Origin of the sequence: Ehrlichia minasensis, from assembly GCF_004181775.1 — a bacterium.
Classification (GTDB): domain Bacteria; phylum Pseudomonadota; class Alphaproteobacteria; order Rickettsiales; family Anaplasmataceae; genus Ehrlichia; species Ehrlichia minasensis.
Genome location: NZ_QOHL01000020.1, coordinates 1 through 24,921 on the forward strand (window position 1 = coordinate 1; position 24,921 = coordinate 24,921).

Below are 24,921 nucleotides of genomic sequence, written 5' to 3' on the forward strand. Positions count from 1 at the left end.
GGTAGATGCTGCTGAGCTTAATACTTCAGTAGATGATGTGTGTGTTGTATTGTTTTGGTCTGTAATTTTTTTACCCTATATTAAGCTAAGTAATATGTTACTGTAATTGGTTTGTTAATGCAAACGTATTATTTACATTAATACCTATATTGTTAATAAAGTAAATATGAGAGTACTTGCCTCACTTATTATGTACACTTTACCTATAAAAAAGCTGCTGTTAACAATAAAATAGCTGTGTCAGTCCTATGCATAACAAAAAGATGTTCTGCTAAAAAAAGCACATTTTCACTTAGTAGAAAACACACTGAATTATTGTACAATAATACTGTAGAATGCAGATATTGTTAGAATTTAATAGAATTACAGGGAATAAATGGAGAGATTACCAAAGGTAAGTAGCACATGTTACAGATATGTATTAATTGGGTTTTAATAAAGCAACAAGTGCTACTATAATATTTTAAAGCTATACAAACTAAAATGCTATTTATAAGTTTAAAGTACGCTTATACAGGCTGATTACTATACCAACACTGTATTTTAATTATACATTAGTATTTATTTAAAGTAAAACTTTTTTTCTAATAGGAGTTGATTAATTTATATAATGATACTCGTATATATTAGTGCTGATAATCATATTACTAATTTTTGCACCAGTATATTTGTATTCTTGATTTTTTTAATAACAAGTGTAAAATTTTTATTCATTAATGGATTACTGCGGTTGTAAGTTACCATTATTGTGTATAGCAGTTTAATATGTGACTTTCACTGCAATCTGGTTTTGAAAATTATCTAAGCTATAATGCTTTTCTTTTAACATATGTTTTTTATTTTGAATAGCGTTATCTTAATAGCATAAACGCTAAAGATATATAGTTCTGTATTATTCTATATTGTAATTATTGAGTTAATTTATTTTAACTTGACATATGTTGTATGTGATTTAATAGATCTGTTAATATATTTTTACTAAGGTTTTTTCCTGCTTTTAGAATAGTAATAGCTGAATATATAATAATTTAGGAATATATATGCTGTTTAGTAATTGAAGTTGTTTTAGCTTAATGTGTATATTCAGGTTATAATGTGTTTTTCTGTGCTTTTTATAGTATTTAAAATTATAGTCTTTTACTGTGCTTATGGGTACAAGGTGTAACATTTTGCTAGAAATTTTAAAAATGTTGTTGAGAAATGAAAATATTGGATTTAGTTGTTGTGTCTTTTGAAGCTCGTATAATAGATTTACATTTTTTGTGATATGTTATTAGATTAACATAACTTGCATTTGCTATGGAGTTGGAATATACAGGTGTTTATATACTGTCATTTATAAACTAAATACTATTTTGGGTTAGGTTTTTTCTTCTAAGCTATAATGTTTAACTTGTTTGTGGTTTAAGTTTTTATTGTGAGGTTAAAATATTTATATTACTGTTAACATAAAACTGTGTCGAGTGATAACAATTGTGGTATTCCTTAGTGTATATATTGTTAGCGTATATATATATTGTATATAAATTTAAAGTTTTATTGTTTTTGTAGATTAAATGTTTTTTAAGCATAAAAATGTTATTGCAAATTATATGATTATCGATAATATATTGTCTGCTATGCTGTGATTAGTTATTTGTAATCTTTGAGTTCTTAATATAGATTAAAAAGTGGTTAATTCATATATACTTAAGTGCATCTACTTAAAATAAATTTACTGATAAAATTTTTAAAAAAGCAGAGCATATTTCTTTGGATTGTCCAATAGGTGTCTTTGTTTTCAGTATTGATATAGTTAATATTAGATGTTACTCTTGAAATCAAGGTTATTAAATATATTACATGAAAGATGAACTGAATAAAGTAGTGATTTATACTGATGGAGCATGTTCTGGTAACCCTGGTCCTGGAGGATGGGGCGCAATTTTGTTGTTTGGTAAGAATGAAAAAGCAATTTGTGGTAATAATCCGGATACTACTAATAATAGGATGGAGTTAACAGCAGTTATTGAAGCTCTAAAATTGTTAAAAGTAGCATATAATGTTGATTTGTATACTGATAGCATATATGTTAAAGATGGTATTACATTGTGGATTGAGAAATGGAAAATTAATGGGTGGAAAACTGCTAGCAAACTTCCTGTAAAAAATTTGGAGTTGTGGTTGGAATTAGATAGTCTTGCCAGTTTTCATAATGTAACTTGGTACTGGGTTAAAGCTCATGCAGGAAATTTGTATAATCAAAAAGCAGATATACTTGCACGTAGTCAGATTAACAAATGAATTCTATTTGTATTTGCATTTCTAAAAGTATTAGATCAATGTAATAAGTAGGTGCATCTTTTTTAGTAATGTTGTGTAGATAATACTGCTGTATATTAATTTAGTGTTTATTATGCTAAAAAAAAAAAAATTTATAAAGTTGTTTTTTATCCTCATCATTTCTATAGGATGTGGTTTATCTTACCTCTATATTCGTGATAAAGATGTTATAGATATTAATGCAAAGTTCTTAAATTTTTATATAAAACATAAACTTGCTACAGTTTTTCCTGATTCAGAAATAAATATAGGTAAGACTACATTAACTTGGCAAAACAAAAGTGAGAATTTTATTCTATCATCACAAGATCTGACTATTAAGAGTGCTAAGTTTGGAGCAAATATTACCATACCTGAATTCTTATTGTACTCTAGAGTGGGAATATTATTTTTATGGGGAAATTGTGATTTCTCTTATATTGATATTCCTAAATTACATGTTGGATTTTATGATATTGAAAAAAAAGTTGAAGTAAATCTTATAGAAAATTCTATAAAAGCTATAAAGGATATTTTAGGAAATGCAATAAAACTAGATATACCGGTTTTTATTAGTAATGCTGTCCTTACTAAAAGTGGCAAAGAAGATTTAATGATAAAGCAACTTAATATGAAGATAAATAAAGGGTATGATAAGAATACTATTGATTTCAATTTAGAGAATGATAATTCTTTTGTCAGTATGACAGTACATGAACATTATAAGGGTGTAATGTCTCTTGAGATGTCATATGGTAATTTTAGTACTAAGATATTGGGGTATTTAGGTAATTTAAATACTCAGCTTCCATTATACGAAAACTTGAATTTTAGTGGTGATGTTGTACTGAAAATTGATGAGTATGATAAAATCACATATGGTAATGTTAATGTTCAAAGTATAAAAGGTGTCATTCCTTGTGTCTCTTCACATAAGTGTTACGTTCATGATTTTAGGACAAAGTTAGTATATCAAAATGATATTCTGTCAGTAAAAAATTTTTTTGTGTTATTAGATCAAAGCAAAATAGTTGCAAATGGAGTGATTGATGATGAAAACGTGAGCTTGAATTTTAACATTGATGCTGTGTCACCAGAAGTACTTTGTAATTACTGGGTTACTAATTTGTATCCTGATTTGAATCATTGGTATTGTACTAATGTTAAAGAAGGAAAAATTAGTGATCTTAAACTTCAAATTAAAGGAAAATGGGATAATATTTTTCTTTATAATGATTTTTCAAGTTATAATGTTAATGCAGATATAAAAAATGTTTCAATAAAGTTCAATGATAATTTTGATCCAGTGCGTATAGTGCATGGGAAATTGTATTTGCATGACAATAAATTTGTTATTACTTCTAATGATTCAAGTTTTAAAGAAATGGTTGTTAAGGATGGGATATTAGCAATAGAGGACTTAAGAGATACAAATGCAGTAATGAATATCAGTGGTAATTCTGTTAGTAATGTAAAACAGCTATATTTGGCAGTAGATGATAAAGAGTTTATCCCACTTGATGATAAGAAAATTTTTGGCAATGCCCTTACTAACTTTAATTTTAAGATATTTAATTTGCTAAATGATGATGTTGTGGATTATGAGTCTGACATACATACACTAGTTGAATCTTTTAAGGCAGATAGTATTTTGGGTACTTTTGATGTTTATAATACGAAAGTTGATATTGTTCTGCATGATGAAAATATTAATATAAATGCTCAAGGCCATATGAATGGTTATCCTATGTCTTTAAAGATTAGTAAAAATTTACAAAATAACTATAAATCTCACTATGCATTTACTGGATATATTTCAACTGAGAATGTAAAGGGATTAGGAATTTTTGATTATGAAAATTGTTCAGGAATAATGAAATCCAACCTTCAGTGGAATACTGATGGAGATAGTACTGATATTGCAGGAGATATTGATCTTGCTCATCTGAAAGTTTACTTTAATGGCTTAGCAAAGCAAAGCTTTAATAGTGTTGTAAAGTTTTCTGCTTCATTTAAAGATAAAAATGAGGTGAAAATAAGTAATGCATCTATAATTGGCGATAATATAGATGTAGAGTTAAGTGGTAAAGTAGGAAATAATATAGAATTGTTATTAAATAGGGTGAAATTAGAAAATACAGATGTTAAAGCTGAGTTGAAAAAAAATGAAGATTCTATAACGATGAAAATGTTTGGTAAATCTTTGGATTTAAGCGCTTTTGATTTTACTGATGTTATAAAAGGTAAATCTGCTTTGAAGTACGCTAATGTTAATGTCAATGTAGATCGCGTTATAATGAAAAATGATGTTGTAGCTAAAGATATAGATTTCAAATTGGATCGTTATGACGGTGTTTATCGTGCAATTAAGTTAACAGGTAATTTTGTAGATAGTGGTGATTTTAATATGGAATATGGCCCTATTGGACTGGAGATAAGTACTAACAATGCTGGAGCACTTCTTCGTGCGTTGAACATTTTAGATGTTATAAATAAAGGTAAATTATCTTTTTATATGTATCCGATAAATACTAATGATATCACTCATGGTATGTTTTCATTAACAAATTTTCATCTTGTCAATGCTTCTATCTTAGCTCAAATATTGACTTTATCTTCACTAAAGGGGGTTGTTAATACATTAAATGGTAAAGGTATATATTTCAATACATTAAATGTACCATTTACTTATCAAGATAACTTAGTAAATATAGATGAATCTTGGATGGAAGGATCTGAATTGGGTATTAGTTTAGGTGGGGAACTTAATGTAGATACAAATATGTTTGATATAAAAGGACAAATAATTCCTGCATATGTCATTAATAAAATCATATGGCAAACTCCAATTATTGGGAAATTGTTAACAGGAGGCCAAAGTCGAGGTGTTATTGCTATAGATTATAAGGTAAAAGGTACAGATAAAGATCATGATTTATCAGTTAATTTAATGTCTATTTTAACTCCTAATTTATTAAAGAGAGTATTACAGGTATTTGATAATAAGCTGACAAAAAAAGACAATGTTAAAAACAAATCATCTGTTCAAAAAACAAAAGAAAGTCAGGTAAGCAAAGTATCATGAGAATCTGTAAATTTTGATGTTTTGTATTGTGTTTGTTAAACTGGATAAGCGTATTTAATCCATTATTATTTTTTGTTTGTGCAAAGATACATATGAAAAGCTTAGTGTATCATTTCGGTAATATTCTATAAACTTAGTATTTTTGAGAAAATTAGCTCATTATGACTTAAATATTCTATCTGTGAGTAACTTTAACTTAAGTTTCAACAGTTTGTTTATTAATAGTAATGTTGAAAATGATAGTAAAGTACTTTTATGTTGAGTTTTAAACTGTGTGTTTGTATAGTGTAAGATTATGATTAGCAGATGTATTAAGCATAGTAAATTGATGAGTGATAGGAATTTATAAATTCTATTTTTCAGTGTTTTTGAAGCTCTTTTTAGAATATTTAATAATTAAGTAAATTGTGTAAAGTAAAAATTAGACTTTGATATCATGTGACTTCTATTGAGCATAATAAATTTGTGATGTTAGGAATTTGTATATTGCATCTTTTTGTGTCTAATATATAATTTGTTGGTCTGTGTTTACTATTTAGTTGCTGGCTAATACAAAGGAAAGTTAATGAGTGAGTCCTCTACTGCTAACGTTAAGTATTCTAGAGTTTTGCTAAAAGTATCTGGTGAAGCGTTAATGGGAGAGAAAGGCTTTGGATGTGATGTGGAAATACTGGATAAGTTAGCTCATGATCTCAAAGAAGTATATGATTTTGGAATACAGCTATGTTTAGTTGTGGGTGGTGGTAATATATTTCGTGGCGCGTCGTCGTCGTCTCCTTTTGGATTTGAGAGAGCTAGTAATGATTATATAGGGATGCTAGCTACTATGATGAATGCTTTATCTTTACAAAATGCTTTGGAAAAGATAAATGTACAGTCTAGAGTATTGTCTGCAATACCTATTACTGCTGTATGTGAAACTTATATTAGAAGACGTGCTATACGTCATTTGGAAAAAGGAAGAGTGGTAATATGTGCTGCTGGAGTTGGTAATCCATTCTTTACTACAGATACTGCAGCTGCGTTACGTGGTATAGAGATGGGTTGTGATGCTATATTTAAGGGTACACAAGTTGATGGTGTGTATTCAGCTGACCCGAAAAAAACTGTTGATGCGGTAAGATATGATAGAATTTCTTATCGTGATTTATTGTCATTGGATCTTAAAATTATGGATGTTGCTGCTGTGTCTTTAGCTAGTGAGCATTCAGTACCTATTATTGTGTTTAATCTGGGGAAGCGTGGTAGTTTTGCAGATGTAATTCGTGGACACGGGTTGTATACAACAATATGTAATTAAAATTTAAATGTTGGGATGGATAGATGATAAATGAAGTAAAACAAGATGCTAAAAATAGAATGGAAAAAACTTTATCTGTTTATTTAAGTGATATTGATGGTATTAGAACTGGTAGAGCAAGGACCTCGGTATTAGATGGAATTGTTGTTGAAACTTATGGTGGGCGTGTAAAATTAAATACAATATCAAGTATATCCGTATCTGATAATAAAACTTTAATGATTAAGGTGTGGGATTCCAATAATATAGGAGCTATCAAAACTGCAATTATGAATTCAAATCTTGGATTTGGTTTTTCTTGTGAAGCAACAACAATACGTTTGACTGTTCCAGAAATGACACAAGATATGAGGAAAAATTTAGTTAAGTTATTGGGTAAAATTTCAGAAGACTGTAGAGTTTCTGTACGTAATATACGTAGAGATATAATGGATAAATTAAAGGTAATGCAAGATAGTAAAGAAATTTCAGAAGATGATTTACGTATATCTGGCACAGAGATACAAAAAATTACAGATGATGTTATAAAAAAAATAAATGATGCTTTTTCTTCAAAGGAGAAAGAGTTACTGCAAGTCTAGTTGTGGTGTGTAATTAATATATAATGCGCAATAACAATGCTGCTTAGCTTTTGTTCTGTAGTTTTTAATATGTTTTTAGTAGGTTAGGTAGTGTAATGTTGTATGTATTGATCATAATGTAAGTTTCATTGTTTTATTGGTAAGTAGTACATAGTACAATTATATACTAATGACTTGCTTTTTTGTATCCAGTGATGAAAAAAAATCATAGTTTGTAATTATTGAAGAAAGCTAGTAAAGTAATTGGTTATGCAGTTTTTCTAATATAGTAGTGTTTTTGTTGTTCAATAGTTTTTCATTATTGAAAAATTGGTATTTTTGTATTTACTTGAGTTAAAGTTTTTGTTGATAGCATTGTTTGTAAGACATGTTATAAAGTAATTTGCTTTCAATATTTACTTGTAGGAATATTATTATATATTTATTGAAAGTGATAGGTTTTATAATTCTCTGAGTTATTGGAATGGTAGCAATTGTACTAAGTACTTGTTAAAATTAATATATTAATTAAATGTTATATAATTTAGGTGAATAAAATTTGTTTAGTTTTTGTGTAATTTTGTTTAACATTGTGCTTAGTTATGTTTTTTGTAATATGGCTTATATAAAATGTATAGTTTAGATTGAACAGTATTTGGTTGCAGTAATGGTAAGTAATAATTTTTTTATAAGGTCATTTTCTTCTGTATTAATTTTTTGTGTTGTGTTTTTGTCTTTGTATTTTGGCAAAATGACTTTTTATTGCTTATGTTTCTTTCTTGCTGTTGTTTCTTCTACTGAATTGTTTAATATTATGAAGCGTAAGAGGTTATATTATATTCCATCGATTTTTATTGTAGTAATACCTTATGCATCTTTAGTATATATTTATAACTTATTGCATGGAGAAATAATTCTGATATGGCTAATTGCTGTTGTTTGGGGAACAGATGTAGCTGCGTATTTTGTTGGTAAAAGTATTGGCGGGAAAAAAATGGTTCCTGTGATTAGTCCTAATAAAACATGGGCAGGATTGTTAGGAGGGATAGTAGCTGGGACGTTTATTAGTGTTATAGTATCAATAATTTTTGGGATATTTTTTGTATTTCATGCATTTATTGGTGGTATTATTATAGCTTTTGTTGCTCAGGTTGGAGATGTTACAGAGTCTTGTATAAAGCGCTTCTATAAAGTAAAAAATAGCGGAACTTTTATTCCTGGACATGGTGGTATTCTTGATCGCATGGATAGTTTTATTTTCACCGCACCATTGGTTGCTTATTATGTTCAAAAATTCTCTAAGTTCTTTTTAGTATAAAGTAATAAATATTTTAGTGGGTTGAGGAAGTCGGTCTTTTTTTGGGAATTAATGTATTAAATATGTTAATATTTGTGTTTATGGGATGATGTTCTTTTGTAATGTTACAAATAGATATATTATTGATAAAATTACAAGCCATATTTTTACTTTCAATCATGCGTCTATAATTTTCTGTTAAATATTATTTGTAGGTTTAAGAATAAATATTTAATATCTTGATATATAATTGTTAGTATGAAGTAGTAATAATTGTTATATATGGTAATCAAGTTACATTTTTATTATTTCATATTACAAGCCAGGTATGGTTAAATCTTGAACTTGTGTGTTTGTGACTACACTATTTACTAAGAGTTATTCTTTACAGTATTAATATTAAACTTATATAGTATTCGCTATTGTCGATGATCAAAGTCTGTTTATATAAGCAAGTTATCTCTTGATTTGAAAAAAGAATATTGTTGTTTAGTGATTTAAATATATTTTATTTGTTATATACATATATATTAAAATATATTATAAATTAGTTTAACATTATTATAATGTATCAAGAAAGATTAATATTTAATTCTTCTATGAGTTAACTAATTTTGAGGTATTTGTGTGGGATTTTATTTAAGCACTAAAGGTAAGGTAAATTTAACTATTGCTTGTTGCATAATATTTCTACCATTAGTATTAATATTTTTATTATTGATTGCTTTATGTAATAAGTTGTCCGACTATCAAGTATCTTGTAGTGTAGATAAGTTAGCAGATGAATATTCTGAGAATCAGGTTAGGAAGTATGGGATAAGTCTTGATAAATCTAGTGTAATAAAGCTAAGTTATCTAGCTAATAAAACTAAAGATACTTTAGATGAGATGAATGAAATACTTGCTATTATTGACCGTTTACCTGATATAGAGAAAATCCGTATTGTGTTGATGATACGAATGATATTTCGTCATTGTCAAGTGTAAATTGTTCTATTTCTACACAGATGAATAATTTAATACAATCTATAAGTTTGATAGAAGATTTTGTAAAGTCAGGAGCTAGTTTAACTTCTTGTAATATTAATGAAATGAAAAAGATTAAAAGAGATTTTGAAGTATTGCTTAAAAATAGTGTTCAGTTAATAAGCATATGTTATACTAGGTTGGATGTGTTTGGTAGGTCTCAATTAAACAGATACATGCGTGATTTTAATAATAAAGCTTTAATGTTACACATTATCCTTAAACTATGTTTAGAAAGTGTTGATAATGCCTTAAAAAGCAAATTTGAAACGCTTAATTTAAGTAGTATAGAACTTAATGAAAATGTTGCTCTACATCTTTAATGTAGTTTGGTTTTTATAACGCATATTTACCAATCTGTTGGAAAATAAGAAATTGTAAATATATTAATTAACGTTGAAGGTAAATTTAATTTGTTTGTGGTTTTAATTTTTAGTATTACTTATAAGTAAAACAATTCTATTCTGCAAATATTGGTCTGTATTTGTTTATTTCAGCATTTTATGGTTATATAGAATATCTCTAATCATTGAAGATGATGATTGATAATATTCAACAATTGAATATACAATATAAAACTTTATTTCATAGTAATAATCATTATTATCAGTTTGAAAGTTAATGTTTTTTAGATGATATTCTACAAATCTAATGGTTATTGTATTTATATGTTTCGAAATTATTAAAATTATAGTTAATTATTTTAGTTAATATATTAAATGTAAGATACTATTTTTATAATTATTAATAGTTATAGTGTATAAATTTTACTGTATTAACTTATAATTTTGTATTATGATTAATGAAGTTTATTTTGCAATAGTTAGTATTTTAATATTTATTATTTTTATTTTAATCATATATAGTATATTGAAAAAGTGTAGAGATTCTAAAAAAGACTTTGGTGTGAATAATGGTAGTTCATTACCTGTTAGGACTCTTGATGTTTCTGATTGTAGAATAAGAAATTCTGTTATTTGTGATTTGAAGAAAGAATTAAAAGTGAAAATGAAAGAGCTATATGATAATGGTACTGAATTTATAGAAGCTAAATCTCCTCAACATGGTGTTTTAATGGTTAAAGTAGGTTTTAAGTATGTACAAGATCAAATATTTAATTTTATTGATAGAATTGATAATGATAAAGTTTATAAGCAAGTGTTACTGTTAACTAGGTTTATTTCTGAAACTGAAGATTCAGTATTAATATGCAATAGCCATAAGGAAATTCTATTAAAATGTGACTTACAAAACATATCATGTATTCGTGCTTTATTAAAAAATATTTTTAATCTGGTAAAAAATATTGGTGATGAAGAACAGATGAGGTTAATATCAGAGTATTATATAAAATTGGACTATGGATTAGCTTTTATTGCTAAAGGGATAAACTTTACTATTAAAAATGTTGATATATTAAATGTATTTTGTCGTGATGCTAGACCACGTGGTAATGGAATTTTTTATGATGATATTTCTTTTGTTACTATATCTTTGGGTGATATTGAGAATTGTGTTCATTGAAGAGTGATTTTGTGTTAAAGTACTAATATCTTTAGTGTTACTAATATAGCTATACACTCTATAATATGAAGTTAATAGTTGTGTTAGCGAGAAATTTGTAAACTATTGTTTCTATTTTTGTAATCATTACGATTCTTATATTAAAAATTATGAGTGATGATGGACCTAAAGTATGGACTTTGATAAATTATCTGTAGTAAAGTGTAAGCAATATATAACTTTGTTGTGCGAAGATCACTTATTGCGTTGTCAAAAGTTATACGAAAAAGCTTACCGTAATGTTTTTGTTGTAGTTCAAGAAGTGTAGTAGTTAAGAGAAAATTGTGAACTAGTATAAACATTGTGAGCTTTGCTGAGTTAAATTTAAATAAATATCAGTATGTTTACTATAAATTATATAACTGAATAACAAATCTCTAGTTTTTTTTAAATTTCATAGTCTCTGTTTGTAAGGATATATGTGTAATTTGTTTACTTTACTATTATAAGCAAGTGTCGATGTTGTTATAGTTTTTTTTACTAGTTTCTAAGAATTTTATAGTTAAACTGATGGGCTTTTGTTTTATGTGTTTTGACATTTAAAGCAACTCTTAGTGATTCTGGGAATGATAAGTTATAGGTTGATTTGATTTTATACTACAAACTAACTAGGTAAAAGATATAGTTTAAATTTATTAAAGATGTATTGTTTTTTTCAAGTTATGTATTTGGAAAAGTTACAATACGCATTTTGTTGTACTAAAAATGTTCTAAGCTTTATACAAAATCTTGATAAAAACAGCATATGAGCAGAGTTTGTTGTTAATTCATGTTAATATAAATATTTAAAAATTAATATATTTTATATTAAAATTGATTTATACAGTTATATATTTTTACTGATTAGTAAGTTTAATGATGTCAAATATAACAGCTCATAATGAATCAATTATTGCGTGCTTGGCATTGCTTATGTTATTACTATTTATTTGAATACTTAGGCTTGCAGTTTATATTAGTGGGTCTACTGACGTAGCTACTGCAGTAGGATTACTTTGTGGAGCAAGTACTATAATGTTAGCTTTAATAATTGCTATTGTATATTATGTACGTTTGGGGAATGAGATATCTGCTGCTTGTAGGTTTGTTATGCGAGAAGTTAGGAAAAGCTTGATGCACAACTTGTTGGTATCGATGCTAAAGATGTTAGGGCTTTGTTAGGTTCTACTCTTGCGATAGATTGTATCATGAGTGAATTTGAGAATTTTAAGCAAATATATAGTGACTCTGATAAAAAACGTGATTGCATGTGGATATGGAAGAGGCCTTTCTGGTGGTAAGATATTAGCATATATGGTTGGAATATATCAAACCAATGAATTGTTAAGTGAAGATGAACAGCGAGTATTAGTACGCTTAAAGAAATCATATCATCAGCAGAGACAAGATGCTTTGAGACGATTATCATTGGATAGTGTGAAGCGTTGTTTAAGAAATATTATCTCGATGTTAGAGGTACCTAATTTTATGTTTGCAAATTGTTTTAAACAGTAGAAGATAAGTTTAGGACGTATGAAAATAGCTTATGACATTTTTTATGATCATATGTCCTGTATAGGTGAAATGGTAATGTCAAAATCATTAAAGATGGTAATAGATGGGTCAACTCAAAGTGTAAAATTTGATGTTGTTGAGTCAATTGTTCCTAGTTCAGGATACAGTATTTGATATTATTTCATATATTCTTTAAAAATTAACTATATATTTTAAAGTACCGTATTGTTATGTTTACATGGTGTGGTGTATAACTTTCATGTTTTGTCTAGAGATGATCTGGAGATATTAAGTTTAAAACTATGCATACCTCTATATATATTGCTTCTACAAATTACAGGTTTAGGAGTGATTATATGTAATTAGTATCTATGTTAGCACTTGTCAGTTTGTATTTTTACATCATTCTCTAAGCTTATAGTATTGTTACAAATGCTGCTACTTTGTTTATAGTGTGTTTTCAATGTTAAAAAACTTAGGTAAGTCTAAGATCTAATGTTCAAGATAATTGTTAGTAGTGGTCCTATCTAATATTGGTGATGGTGTGATTGGAATTGCAATGAATCAGAATTAGTTATGGCTTAAAAGTATATATTGTTAATTTGTATGTTTTTGATAAAGGATGTAAATTGCGAGGTGTTGAAAATAAGTTCTTAATAGAAATAGTAAATAAAAAGATCTATTCTTAAAATTAATTTGGTAAAATATTTACCTTATTGTTAACATATTAAAATAATAGATTGATTCTTTATAAAGATTAACTTATATAATTATGTTATGTTTATAGAAAATGGTGTTTAGTATGACTTTTTACCAGGAGCAGATTGCAGTTATGTTATCTCTGGTAATGTTATTTTTCTTAACTTTAATGCATATGTTATATGTTACTTTTTATGTGTCCAATTTTGGTTATCAGTTAAAAAGTGCTTGTCACATTATGCGAAAGGAGGTTAAAGAAGACATTGATGGAGCATTGATTGGCGTTGATCCAACAGTGAATAAGTACTTATGCCGGATTACTAGTGCAATAGATTATATTATTGCGCAGTCTAAAACTTTATATGACTGTATTAGTAAGGAAGGAGATTTTGAATCTGCTAAAGAAGATTTTTTTCGTGGAAAGATGCTAGCAAGGGTAATTGGAGTATATCAAAGTCAAGCAAAGTTAAGTGAGTATGAAGAAAGTGTATTGAAGCAGTTAAAGTCAAAATATGCTGAGAATTCACCTGTTGATGTGCGAGCAGAATCTTTGTTATATATAAAAAATTTTTTTAATGAGGTTTGTGCTAATGTACGTAAGAACTTTTCTCGATGTGTTGATTTAAGTACAGAATTATTGATTTTAGGTAGTATGAAAGTTGCTCTTGAGATTTTAGAAGATAGTATGAAATATGTAGGACAAGATATAGCATTAGAACACTTCTGCTCTATCATGGAAGAATCAACTGAGGAAAAACTAATCGAAGCTGTAACATCGAAAGGCCAAGAGTTTACTCTGAGATTATCACAATCAATTATGGAAAATGTAGCAAAAGATAGGGCTGATGAATCAGATTTGCCGGATTGTAGTGTATGTTGTGTTATAAGGGCGGTATTAGGACTGTTGGACTTAATTTCAATGGGATGTCGCTAATGTTTTGTCTGAAGGCTATAAAAGATCTAAAGTTATAAATTTTTTAATTTTCTTTACTAGTTTTTATAATGGTGTAGAAAGATTTGGTTACTTATATAGCAATATGATTTTATTGTATTTGCATCATTTTGCGGAATTTTGCTAGGTTATTTTATAATATATGTCTTTGTATAGTGTTATTTTGATTAGCATTAAAATATTAAGGATTAAAAATAAATCTTGATAACATTTAATAGTATTGAAAGTAGTAATTAATTTTTTAAATAATTATAAATAAGATATTTGCTTAAGATTTTTAATAGTATGTTGTTTATTGGATAGCCTTGTTTTTCAACTTGTATATGTTGTAACGTTGTAAAATGTCTAAAACTTGTAGATGATTTGAATTGTTGTTTATAAAATGTCCTAGCTTTATTAAAATATTAGTAGGTTTTTTCCTTAAAATTAAGATATACTAATAATAAATCTTTTGTCATAAGTATTACTTCGGTAGATAAGTGTAATCTATTTGTTTTTTACTGAATTTGATTATATGTTTCATACAATCTAAGAGTTGGATTATAGAATTTGTTACAGTTGTGATAATTATTGCAATATTTACTATGTTTATATCAATAATGTTATCATTTGTAATGCTTCTGTTTATTGATTTGATATACTTTAGTATAGATTCAATTAAAAATGCTATGATATGTCTTTTGAATGCAAGAGTGCAAGTGCATATGGCTGGAATGTATTGAAATAGAGAAATGTTAAGTAATGAAGACAAAATGTATATATTAGCAGCGTTAAAAGCAAGGGTAGTGAAAAATAATAATAAGCCATACAAGAAAAAGGTTTAAGATGTGGTATAATTTGTGCAATAAGAGATGTTATTAGCTGTACTGAAAATGGAGTTAGAATTTGTGCTTTTATGTAATGTAACTGAACAAAAGTTAATTTTGTGTCGTATGAAAGCAGCATTTGATGTGTGTAAAGCTGATATAAAATCAATCTAAGAAAAAGTAACTGAGCAAAACATGATTGAGAACATACGGGTATATTATGAAAAATATGAACATTCTGTTATTCTTTGGAGTTATATTGGTTTTACGTTAAATGAACTTTATTATCTCAATTTATGATTTTATAAAAGTGTTAGAGTAATGTGAAAACAGCACAACTATATAAAGTGTTACTGATGACGTAAATATTGGTAGGTGAACCTTAACGTAAAAAACCTATAATATTCTTTAAGACTAGCATTTATGTTAAAGAAAAGGACAGCATTTGGTGTTTGTTAAGCTGATATAAAACAATGGAAGAAGAACTGTACATAATATGATAAAAATATGGTGTTTAAAAAATATATTCTAAAACATGTGAACCTTGTATTATTTTTAAAGTTATACTGTATTAATTTTAAACTGAATGAACTTTATTATCTAGAATTCAATAAGAATGTTGAAGTTGTATAGAAGCTGTGTTTAATGTTTGTGAAGAATCTGATATGAAATCAATGTAAGCAAGTGTGCAAAACATGATTGATAATGTAGATATTGTAAATGTTTCTTAAATGTTAAAAACTTATAATATGCTTTAAAGGTGATACTAGTTTATTTAAATTAAATGAACTTTATGCTTTAAAACTAGCATTAAGTATTATGTTAAGGAAAAAAAACAGCATTTGGTGTTTGTTAAGCTGATATAAAACAATGGAAGAAGAACTGTACATAACATGATAAGAATATAGTGTTTAAAAAATATATTCTAAAACATGTGAACCTTATATTATTTTTAAGGTTATACTGTATTAATTTTAAACTGAATGAACTTTATTATCTAGAATTCAATAAGAATGTTGAAGTTGTATAGAAGCTGTGTTTAATGTTTGTGAAGAATCTGATATGAAATCAATGTAAGCAAGTATGCAAAATGTAGTTGGTAATATAAATGTTGTAAATGTTTCATAAACATTGAAGACTTATAATATTATTTGAAAGCTATACTATATTAATTTTAGGTTGAATAAACTTTATTTTCTAATTTGAGATTTTGTAAGAAAGTTAAATCTGATACTACAAATCTCCAAAATTTTTCTTTTCCTCGACTGACTCCTATTCTAGGAGTACATATGTAGTTATATATGTTAATACCTGTATTGCAAATACAGAAGTTATAATTTTGGGTCATGTCTATATTGTTGTGTTCTTTTGTGATGTGTAAAACTTTGCATAATTTTCCTGGTCCATTGATTATAATATTAGGTTGATCGTCAAGCAATAGTACTATCCCCCTGATTAATACTGCAGCAGGAAAGCTTTTAGGTTCAGTGACGACATTAAGACAGTAGTACATCCCATAGATAAAATAAACATAGGAGAATCCTGGATCGCCAAACATGACAGCAGTGCGCTTTGTATAACCATGTGAAGAATGTGCAGCTGGGTCGTCCTGTCCTATGTATGCTTCTGTTTCTGTGATAATCCCTTGATATTTGTTGAATAGTAATTTTTTTCCTAATAATTGTTCTGCGACATCAAGTGATTGTTGTGCATAAAAGGACTTTTTTAGTATATTATATTGCATGATATATTTCCAATTGAGTGTTGTTGATTGTATTATGCTAATAATATCTATGATTTGTGTCAATGATGAGGGTAACAAATGGAAAGTGGTGAAAAAACTGATACCAGTGATAAGAGAGTAGATAAATTAAAAAAAGCTAGTGATGCAATATCTAAGGTTGTGCAATTTATTATAGGAGATAGTTTAAGTATACAATTAAAAGAATATAAAGTGAGTTTTTCTTATATTATTGATAATACTATGGATTATTTAAGATCAGTTAATGTAGAAGAAATAAAAATAATTGAGAAAGTGAATCAGCTGAAGAATATTAATAATACTTTGCTAGACAGGTTGTTTAATTTTTGGTTGCGTAGAAATAGACAACTACTGTATTGGCATATGATTTTTCTGTTAATTAATGTTATATTATTAATTATTAATGGAGATCAGATAGTTAGGTTATCAAATCTTATATTGGAAATGTTCATAACATGGAAGGATAAGGTGTTATCTCTGTATTGTGTGTGATTAATACTCACTTAAAGGAGTCTTTGTTTTGTTGGTGTGAGAAATATTGTGGCTTATTTTGAGGTCAGTGTTTTTTCAACTACATGATAATTTGTATTTTTATTATGTGGTATTTTGTCAGTATTTTGGAATTTTTAGTACTGTTTGTGGTCAATAATAGTTCAGTAGTCTTTAGCAGTAATTCTAAGAATAAAGTATGTACACTTGATAGAGTATAAATAAAGGTTTGTGTGTATGAAAAAATAAACTGATGCAGAAGCTAAAACAAGAAGATTATTTTAGGTAAATAGATTAGTATCACTTTGATAATGGCATTCAGAAAATACTATACTGAGTAAGTGTAGCATGTAAGTATGAAGCGGAATACATCAAAATATTAAATTCTTAAGAAATAGCTTTGTAAAATGTTTAGAGAGTTAAAAGATGAGCATTGTTAGGCAAATATTGAAAATCTATAAAAAATTTGGGGGTTGTTAGTACTCAGCATAACAGTAATCTGCTGTGTTTTTTAATGTTATTTGGTAGTGTTTAAGTAAAGCAATTAAATTTATAGAATATAAATAATTTGATTATGAGTCTTATAAGTTGTATTATGTAAATTATGAATTCTGAGTTTAGTAAGTATCTTTTTAGTTGAAAATTTCTAAGTAATGGAATTATTGTTTACGTGTTATATATGTGTAGTATGCATTTTGAATATAGTAAATCATGTGTGTTATTGCAGCATGATGTATTACTGAAATATTTAGTATACATGTGAAAACACGAGTATTTGTTTTAATTGTTTTTGAATTTTAAAATTGTTCTAGAAATGGTGTGTCATGAATAGAAGTGTAGTAGTTTGGGGTGTAGCAGTAGCTGTTTTATTATTGATGCTGATATTATTGTGTATCATTGGATATATGATTTCTTGTATGAAACTTCTGAGCAAGCGAATAGAAGGTTTAGAATGCAAGGTATCTCGGAGTGAAGTGAGAGAAGCTGATTTAGCACATGAAGTGCTTAACCTGTATAATGAGATGTGTAGTGTGCGAGAAGATTTTACTTATCATCGATATCTTTCTAATAATATAGTCGATGATGTTCAAGGTACTGAAACGAAAACAAATGATACTAAAAATGCTGGTCATATTATACAAAATCAGAATTTAGCATCTAATTTAATTCAAGCTAGTGTTGACGGATTAGGTGCTGAATCTGACAAAAAAGATAGATAATGTGTCAGATTTTTATTACTTTTTCTATTATAATACATGATGTTGTGCAATAGCTTGCTTACATTATTTGTTATAAATTCAGTTTTTTTGATAGGTTATCTTAACTGAGGGTTGTTATTTGATTTTTAGCTGTGAGTGTGCTTTCCTTAATTAATCTTATTGTATTTTGAGCAATAGTTTGTGTAGTATAGAAAGAGTATAGTTTGTTTAGTGTAGAAAATAGTATAAGTCTTTACTTTTAAAGCTCTAAATGTCATGGTTTTGGATCGTGGAATTTTGATGTATTTGTTGTGATGTCGCTTTATTAATGACTATGTTAATTTGATAGTTTTTAATGCTAATAGCAATAGCAGGCGAGTACATTGTTGGTTGTAAATTTTATCGTGTTAGATATGTACATGGGAATACTAAGAGATAGCAGCTGCACCTCAGAAATTGTGTTATTTCAAGTTATAAGTGGAAATTGTGATTAGTGAAAGATTAAGTAAATATGTTTTGAGAGAGAAAACTGTAGTGTAAAGGTTGGATAATCAAGTAAGTGAAAAATTTTAAAAAGATTTCAAGGATGTAAAAGCATAGAGCTATAGATTTATTCCTGTAATATAAGCTGCTTAAAAGCTTTACTGTTGGTGAATGTTTTAATTATAGTACTGTTATAGGTGAAGTTTATAATAATGTTATTAACTGTATTATAATTTATAAAGCATTGTTTTATGAAGTAAGGTATGTGCATGTGAGAAAAACTTATAATGGCTTATATCGCTGTTATATATTAAAAAGCTAATATCAAAATGGTATCAGTGATCAATTATATCAATATATTTTATGTTTGTTTGTAATATCTGTAGTTTTTTTAATTATTGTATAATTTTCTAAAATATTTTATAATAGAATTACTAATCATTGTAGTTAAAGTGTGTGGATAATCAGTTAAATAGTTATATACTGCCTTTATTTTTAGGGTTAGTGATTATGTTGCTTTTAATAGCAGTAGTCTCTTACTTTGTCTGCAAATTTGTTAAAAAAGATAAAGAAAAGTCTGGTGATGTAAATCAGGACATTTTGATGAATCATCAACTAGCAATACTTAATCTTCAAGAAAGAATCAAGGTTCTAAAAACAGAGGTAGGAATATTAAATGACAATTTTCAAAGGTTTTATGAAAGTTACTTTAGTTCTCCTATTGGTGAAGGAATAAGGCATAATAACAGTACTGTGGATTTAATGAAAGATGAAGTCCGTAATATGGAAGAAAATGTTCTTAGAAACTCTTACATGATAAAAAAAATGGAAAATGATATGATTAATGCTAATGAGGTAATATTTACACGCTTGGAATCATTATGTTGCAGCGTTGAAAGCATGGTATCACAAGGTAGAAATTGTTGATTAGTGTTTGTACCTTTATTTTTTGAAATGTAGGAAAATTTTAATTAGGCTTCACTTTGTGGTTTTACGTACGTAGTGTGGCAAAAGCTGTTTGTGGTAATATAAAGCACTTGTGTATTTTATGAATAGAGATGTAGCAATTTGTTTAGCAGCAATTATCTTGTTTGTTGTTTTGATGGCAGTGTTGTTTGGGTTGTTGTGTAAGTATATTAGAGGTGTGAAACGTACATTAGAGCAACAAGATAAGCTTTATAAGCAAGAAATATCATCGTTCAAACAAGCTGTACTAACATTGCAAGCAGAGCTTGCTGAGATGGGATTAGAAGATATAAAGAGTATATTAAAGAAACAGAAAGGTACTGATGATGTAAAAATAGCGTTGCTCAAGAATGATATTAAAGATTTGAATAGTAAATGTTCTAGAGCAGAAGCAGCATGTAGTGCGTTTAGAAGAGAGCTAATATCCGTCAGAGGAGACATATCAGATCTTATGAAAAAAATGTCTGATGTCCAGAGAAGTATGAAAGGTGGTACTACAGGTGTTGATGTTGTACAGTACCTTACTGTGTTGCAAGAAGTGAATTTTTTGAAACTAAAAGTAACAGAATTAGCGTCGCTAGGTGATGTTCAGAATAATGAAGATCTGAATTTTCAAATGCAAATTTTGATATGTCGTCTCAGTGATTTTGAAAGTAATGTAAAGGATCTAGAGGAAGAAAGACTAGATTTTTCTCAAAATATGAAAAATTTATGTGTAAGGGTTGCTAATATGCTTGATGACATAGAATGCAGAGTTAAAGCTCTTGAAGAAAAAAGCAATGGTGTATCTTAGAAGAATGCGTGATTGAAAATATTCGAAATTTACTATTATTAATATTAGGACATTCTTAGTTATTTATGTAATTTCAATTTTTGTAAGAATATATATTTTAAGTGTATGCATAGTTATGAAATATAACTATTGATGTCTTACAGTGATGTTATTAGTAGGTTGTATATTAATTGGCAGTAAATAAACTGTAGCAAAGGCAAATTATAGATTTTAATGTTGTAACAGATAAATGGTAGAGATGTAGGATACATATTTGTGGTTGATGAAAAAATATACTATAATGTTTATGCGTAAGTTTTATGTGATGTAATGGTATTAATAGATCAGTGAAAATGAGTGTGCTTTGTTTCTAGTACCAGGTATATGGGGTTTATGTATTGTAAATTGATATCTTTCTTAAGTTTAAGTAAAGTGTGCTCGTACAATTCTTAACTTTTGTTTTTAATGTTGATGTACTCTGATATTACGGAAGACAGTAATATAGCAAATACTTGTTTAGGGAAAGTATGTGTGACGAAATCCATCAACATTATTAAAAACAGTAGCACAGTTAATACATTAGTAGGGTTGCACTATAGAGTATTGGATATGTAGAATGCTATTTTATCTCATTATATTATAATTGATAATGATGTAATTTTATTAGCTGGTATTTATATATTACGTTGTGTTGTAGATTAGGTGTGTTATGAATAATCATTATTATATAGCTTTAGTGTCATTGGTTTTATTGTTATTGTGTATATTGATAGCTATTGCGGTATACAAGTATTGTATTAAATCTGGAAAAAAATTATGGGAAAAAGCACAGCTATTAGATGAGCAAGCTGGCTTGCAATTAAGGAATGAATTGGAATTGTTAAAACAAGAAAACTTAGGATTACGAAGTAAGTTAAAGTTAACCGAAGAGGAACTTAATGAGTTGACAGACTGGTATGAGATAACGTCCAGGCAGCGTTTTGCCAAGGATCTTCAGATTATAAAATTACAGTCTGAATGTGGCAGATTGAAAGATATTGTGCGATTTTTTGAGGAACGAGATGGTCATAAGATTAAATATACTGATTATGATGCTCTAATGTGTAAATTATCAGAAATTGAAAATAGGGTTGTTCAAGCAATATTTGTAGAAGAATCTACAACTCAAGATATGCAAGTACTGGCAAAAATGCACAACTTAAGAGAATTGGTAGAATTGAGTCTGTTAAGTTTGAAACAGAGTATTGATAAGATATTTAACCAAAACGAAGAAAATGCTGGTCAAGAAATATTGCAACCACAAAATCAATTGAATGGCAATATTCTCTGTGATCAGCTTGGCGGAAATGTTCAAGGTGTTTGATAGAAAGTTTTAAAATTTTACATGCAGTAAGTATAAGTATTATTTATATGTGATCTGTCAAAAGTAAGTAGTTGATCTGGTGCATTGGTTTGATTTAATTGGTGATATTACATTATAAATTTATGTGTGTATCGATTTGTTTAAGATTATGTAAGTTTAATGATAAAAAACATAGTTTATAGATCTATCAGTAGTGAAAGGTTTTATTGGATATTTGTTGTAGTAAAAGTAAGTTATGTTTCTATGATCACAAGTAAATAGTTGATCTGGTACATTGGTTTGATTTAATTGGTGATATTACATTATAAATTTATGTGTGTATTGATTTGTTTAAGGTGATGTAAGTTTAATGATAAAAAACATAGTTTATCAATGTGAAAGGTGTTTTAAATAGCTATTGTTGTTGAAAGATTAGTACTGGGTAATGTAATGTTATAGTTTTTTTACAATTATTCTATTAATAGTTGTTGTGTGTTATATTCGGTATATGCTAGTAGAAGATTTAGGTAAAGCAAATAAAAAATTAAAGGTATTGTTAGAGAATACATAGAAGATAGACTGTTTCTAAATAAAATACATTATTTAAGCTGTATTATTAAGTGTACTACTCCAAAAAGTTAAATATACAAAGGTAAAAATGTGTGATTACTAAGTCTAGAGTTTGAATATGAGTCTAGAAATGAAAAAAAATTCTTGTGAGTAATATCAACAAACAGAAGAAAGTTATGTATTGTAATATAAAAAGTTCATGTTGAAATTCAAAAGAATAAAAAAATATTATAAATTAAAGTGCAGGAAACGTCAGTAGTAAGTTTTTGGTGGTTAACTCAGAGGTCAGGTTGATAAAGCTTTATATATTTGTAAAGTTGTTACAATAGTTATTTTTCTTCTCTAATATTTACATAATATAACTAGTGGTAAGTGTGTTGCATTATAAATGAAGAAAGCATTTTTAATACACTGCTGTTTTCGCGTTGATGTTTTATGTTGTGTAAGGCTGTAATGTTGTTTTAAGTCTAGAAATTTTTTTTAATAACATATATAATTAATATTGTAAGATTTTAATTTATAAAGTGGGGTTACTATGGGAGAAGAGCTTAATGTAATTGCTGGTATGGATATAGGCAGCATTATTATGTTGTGTTTATTCATTCTGATGATGTTGGTTATGATGATTGAGTTAGCGCTTAATATTAAAGTGTATTTTGATAATAAAGGCAAGGACCCAGAGAAGGTAATTGGTGAGTTTCTGTCTGAAACACGTGACCTGGTAAGGGATGCGATGCGACTGGAAGTAGAAAATATTAAATATAAGGAACTTGCCCATACTATGTATAAGACTAAAACAGCTGTACAAGAGTGTGTAGAAAGAAGTCTTAATAAATGTGTAACAGATACTACAGAAATTGTTGGCAAGATTTTAGAACAAGAAAAAGTTTCTAAACAAGATGTATTAAATATTAGTCATGCTGTACAAATGATGGACGAAAGAATTAGAAATGCTCTATACGCGTCTCAGCAGCAAGTCTTAAATGAAGAGGTGAAAAGAGAATTATTAGGACCAAATGTTGCACTTGAACAAGTAAATGTAGAAAAAAATGACCCACAAATTAATAATAATGTAGCTTAATGAATCTGTTGCTGGTGTAAGTTTTATTTTATTGAATATAGTTGCTTTTGTATCTTCTTATGATAAAATGTAAAATTATACTATATAATAGCTCATTAGTGAAGATAAGTGTTAAAATCTTATTTTGTATTTTATCTATAGTGTGTAGCTTATTTATAAATGTATCTAATTTTTGACATCATAGTGAAGAGTTGAGGTTAACGCGGTAAATTTATGAAATCTAGTCTTGTTTTATTATCTATATTTGTTTTTTTGTTAGCTATATTATTGCTTATTGCTCTATTTAAATTATCTAGATTAAATAAAAGATTAGAAGGAAAAGTGGAAGAGCTAATGTTAATTAATACACGAATAACAATTGCTTACCAATATGAAAGACATCAGAATAAAACAATGTCAGGGTATTTGTCACAAGAATGTGAACGACATAAATTATACTGTGCAGAATTGAAGCAACAAATTGATACGGAGGCACGTAAAGCAATTTCATCGATTGTAAAACAGGCTATATCTATTGCGCGTGATAACTTTGTATGTGATGTTAATCCGGAAGTTTTGGTAGGAGCTGTAGAGGAGCATACTGATGCAGCAGTAAAAGGTTTAGTGTCGGCTGTTGATGAAGTACAAAAAATGGAATGTTATGAGGATTTAGAATTATAAAGGCAAGTTAGGATAAATCTGGTGTTGGTAAAGTAAACATCAAGAAACGATGGAGTTCCATGTACTGCAGTGTCTAATGCTTTGTTAGGGCATTTTGATATGCATGCTAGAAGCAAAACGGATTAGTAGATTTGTATAACTATAAAAATTTTAATTAAAGCGCTATGTTATATAAGTATATTTGTATTTATTAAATTTAAGGTTTTATATAGCATTATATTTTATCTGAAGTATATTCTGTACATGTAGCTAATTTTTGAAATTGTACATAATATATTGAGTAATATCAAAGTAGTTTATATATTTTTTGCAAATATATAATTGATGTAGGCTATACTTTTTTGAGTATAGCTATGCGTGTATCTAGTCGTTGGAATTGTGCTTTTATGAAAACATTGGTAATGTCAAAGTAATTTGTATCTTATCTTGCAAATATATAATTGATGTAGTAGCTATACTTTTTTGAGTATAGTCTATGCATGTAACTAGTCTTTGGAATTGTGCTTTTATGAAA

The 24,921-nt window shown here is 27.7% G+C and carries 23 protein-coding genes; 22 read left to right on the forward strand and 1 reads right to left on the reverse strand.

The window, feature by feature from the left end:
• Nucleotides 1-1,842: 1,842 nt before the first annotated feature.
• The 14 genes from rnhA to DRF75_RS05210 all read left to right on the forward strand — a co-directional run bounded on the left by rnhA (nt 1,843) and on the right by DRF75_RS05210 (nt 15,257).
• On the forward strand, nt 1,843-2,283 hold the full coding sequence (gene rnhA, locus DRF75_RS03920; RefSeq protein WP_045170958.1) for a ribonuclease HI: 441 nt from the start codon (nt 1,843-1,845) through the stop codon (nt 2,281-2,283).
• A gap of 112 nt (nt 2,284-2,395) precedes the next feature.
• On the forward strand, nt 2,396-5,386 hold the full coding sequence (locus DRF75_RS03925; RefSeq protein WP_129992695.1) for a YhdP family protein: 2,991 nt from the start codon (nt 2,396-2,398) through the stop codon (nt 5,384-5,386).
• A gap of 565 nt (nt 5,387-5,951) precedes the next feature.
• Nucleotides 5,952-6,686 carry a UMP kinase gene (gene pyrH / locus DRF75_RS03930; RefSeq protein ID WP_045170954.1) on the forward strand — a complete coding sequence of 245 codons (735 nt, stop codon included), beginning with the start codon at nt 5,952-5,954 and terminating at the stop codon, nt 6,684-6,686.
• A gap of 23 nt (nt 6,687-6,709) precedes the next feature.
• On the forward strand, nt 6,710-7,267 hold the full coding sequence (gene frr, locus DRF75_RS03935) for a ribosome recycling factor (protein ID WP_045170953.1): 558 nt from the start codon (nt 6,710-6,712) through the stop codon (nt 7,265-7,267).
• 646 nt (nt 7,268-7,913) lie between these two features.
• Nucleotides 7,914-8,564, forward strand: coding sequence for a phosphatidate cytidylyltransferase (locus DRF75_RS03940; protein WP_045170952.1), 651 nt, complete (start codon nt 7,914-7,916; stop codon nt 8,562-8,564).
• A 606-nt stretch (nt 8,565-9,170) separates the two neighbouring features.
• A complete protein-coding gene (locus tag DRF75_RS03945) occupies nt 9,171-9,530 on the forward strand; it encodes a hypothetical protein (protein WP_045170951.1) in 360 nt (119 codons plus the stop codon).
• A 20-nt stretch (nt 9,531-9,550) separates the two neighbouring features.
• Nucleotides 9,551-9,892 carry a hypothetical protein gene (locus DRF75_RS03950; protein ID WP_045170950.1) on the forward strand — a complete coding sequence of 114 codons (342 nt, stop codon included), beginning with the start codon at nt 9,551-9,553 and terminating at the stop codon, nt 9,890-9,892.
• Nucleotides 9,893-10,364: 472 nt separating this feature from the next.
• Nucleotides 10,365-11,093 carry a hypothetical protein gene (locus DRF75_RS03955; protein WP_045170949.1) on the forward strand — a complete coding sequence of 243 codons (729 nt, stop codon included), beginning with the start codon at nt 10,365-10,367 and terminating at the stop codon, nt 11,091-11,093.
• A 172-nt stretch (nt 11,094-11,265) separates the two neighbouring features.
• On the forward strand, nt 11,266-11,400 hold the full coding sequence (locus DRF75_RS05205; RefSeq protein WP_276318951.1) for a hypothetical protein: 135 nt from the start codon (nt 11,266-11,268) through the stop codon (nt 11,398-11,400).
• Nucleotides 11,401-12,146: 746 nt separating this feature from the next.
• On the forward strand, nt 12,147-12,293 hold the full coding sequence (locus DRF75_RS05065) for a hypothetical protein (RefSeq protein ID WP_165375561.1): 147 nt from the start codon (nt 12,147-12,149) through the stop codon (nt 12,291-12,293).
• Nucleotides 12,294-12,353: 60 nt separating this feature from the next.
• Nucleotides 12,354-12,626, forward strand: coding sequence for a hypothetical protein (locus DRF75_RS03960; RefSeq protein ID WP_129992696.1), 273 nt, complete (start codon nt 12,354-12,356; stop codon nt 12,624-12,626).
• Between the two features lie 18 nt (nt 12,627-12,644).
• Nucleotides 12,645-12,800, forward strand: a complete 156-nt coding sequence (locus DRF75_RS05070) for a hypothetical protein (protein ID WP_160249031.1) — start codon at nt 12,645-12,647, stop codon at nt 12,798-12,800.
• 628 nt (nt 12,801-13,428) lie between these two features.
• Nucleotides 13,429-14,259 carry a hypothetical protein gene (locus tag DRF75_RS03965; RefSeq protein ID WP_129992697.1) on the forward strand — a complete coding sequence of 277 codons (831 nt, stop codon included), beginning with the start codon at nt 13,429-13,431 and terminating at the stop codon, nt 14,257-14,259.
• 869 nt (nt 14,260-15,128) lie between these two features.
• Nucleotides 15,129-15,257 (forward strand): hypothetical protein, encoded by a 129-nt coding sequence (locus DRF75_RS05210; protein ID WP_276318952.1) that lies wholly within the window; start codon nt 15,129-15,131, stop codon nt 15,255-15,257.
• 1,000 nt (nt 15,258-16,257) lie between these two features.
• Here the strand turns inward: DRF75_RS05210 and DRF75_RS03970 are convergent.
• Nucleotides 16,258-16,827 carry a DNA-3-methyladenine glycosylase gene (locus DRF75_RS03970; protein WP_045170932.1) on the reverse strand — a complete coding sequence of 190 codons (570 nt, stop codon included), beginning with the start codon at nt 16,825-16,827 and terminating at the stop codon, nt 16,258-16,260.
• Between the two features lie 78 nt (nt 16,828-16,905).
• On the opposite strand from DRF75_RS03970, the gene DRF75_RS03975 reads away from it, so the two are divergent.
• From DRF75_RS03975 to DRF75_RS04005, 8 genes are all read left to right on the forward strand, one after another.
• Nucleotides 16,906-17,337: a hypothetical protein gene (locus DRF75_RS03975; protein WP_045170931.1), complete on the forward strand. Its 432-nt coding sequence runs from the start codon at nt 16,906-16,908 to the stop codon at nt 17,335-17,337.
• 821 nt (nt 17,338-18,158) lie between these two features.
• Nucleotides 18,159-18,554: a hypothetical protein gene (locus DRF75_RS03980; RefSeq protein ID WP_129992698.1), complete on the forward strand. Its 396-nt coding sequence runs from the start codon at nt 18,159-18,161 to the stop codon at nt 18,552-18,554.
• A 918-nt stretch (nt 18,555-19,472) separates the two neighbouring features.
• Nucleotides 19,473-19,943 (forward strand): hypothetical protein, encoded by a 471-nt coding sequence (locus DRF75_RS03985; protein ID WP_045170929.1) that lies wholly within the window; start codon nt 19,473-19,475, stop codon nt 19,941-19,943.
• Nucleotides 19,944-20,064: 121 nt separating this feature from the next.
• On the forward strand, nt 20,065-20,775 hold the full coding sequence (locus DRF75_RS03990; protein WP_129992699.1) for a hypothetical protein: 711 nt from the start codon (nt 20,065-20,067) through the stop codon (nt 20,773-20,775).
• Between the two features lie 444 nt (nt 20,776-21,219).
• A complete protein-coding gene (locus DRF75_RS05075) occupies nt 21,220-21,369 on the forward strand; it encodes a hypothetical protein (protein WP_160249030.1) in 150 nt (49 codons plus the stop codon).
• Nucleotides 21,370-21,463: 94 nt separating this feature from the next.
• Entirely contained in the window at nt 21,464-22,117 is a 654-nt protein-coding gene (locus tag DRF75_RS03995) for a hypothetical protein (protein WP_129992700.1), read from the forward strand.
• A 1,084-nt stretch (nt 22,118-23,201) separates the two neighbouring features.
• Nucleotides 23,202-23,747, forward strand: coding sequence for a hypothetical protein (locus DRF75_RS04000; RefSeq protein ID WP_129992701.1), 546 nt, complete (start codon nt 23,202-23,204; stop codon nt 23,745-23,747).
• 213 nt (nt 23,748-23,960) lie between these two features.
• A complete protein-coding gene (locus tag DRF75_RS04005; RefSeq protein ID WP_129992702.1) occupies nt 23,961-24,407 on the forward strand; it encodes a hypothetical protein in 447 nt (148 codons plus the stop codon).
• Nucleotides 24,408-24,921: the final 514 nt, after the last annotated feature.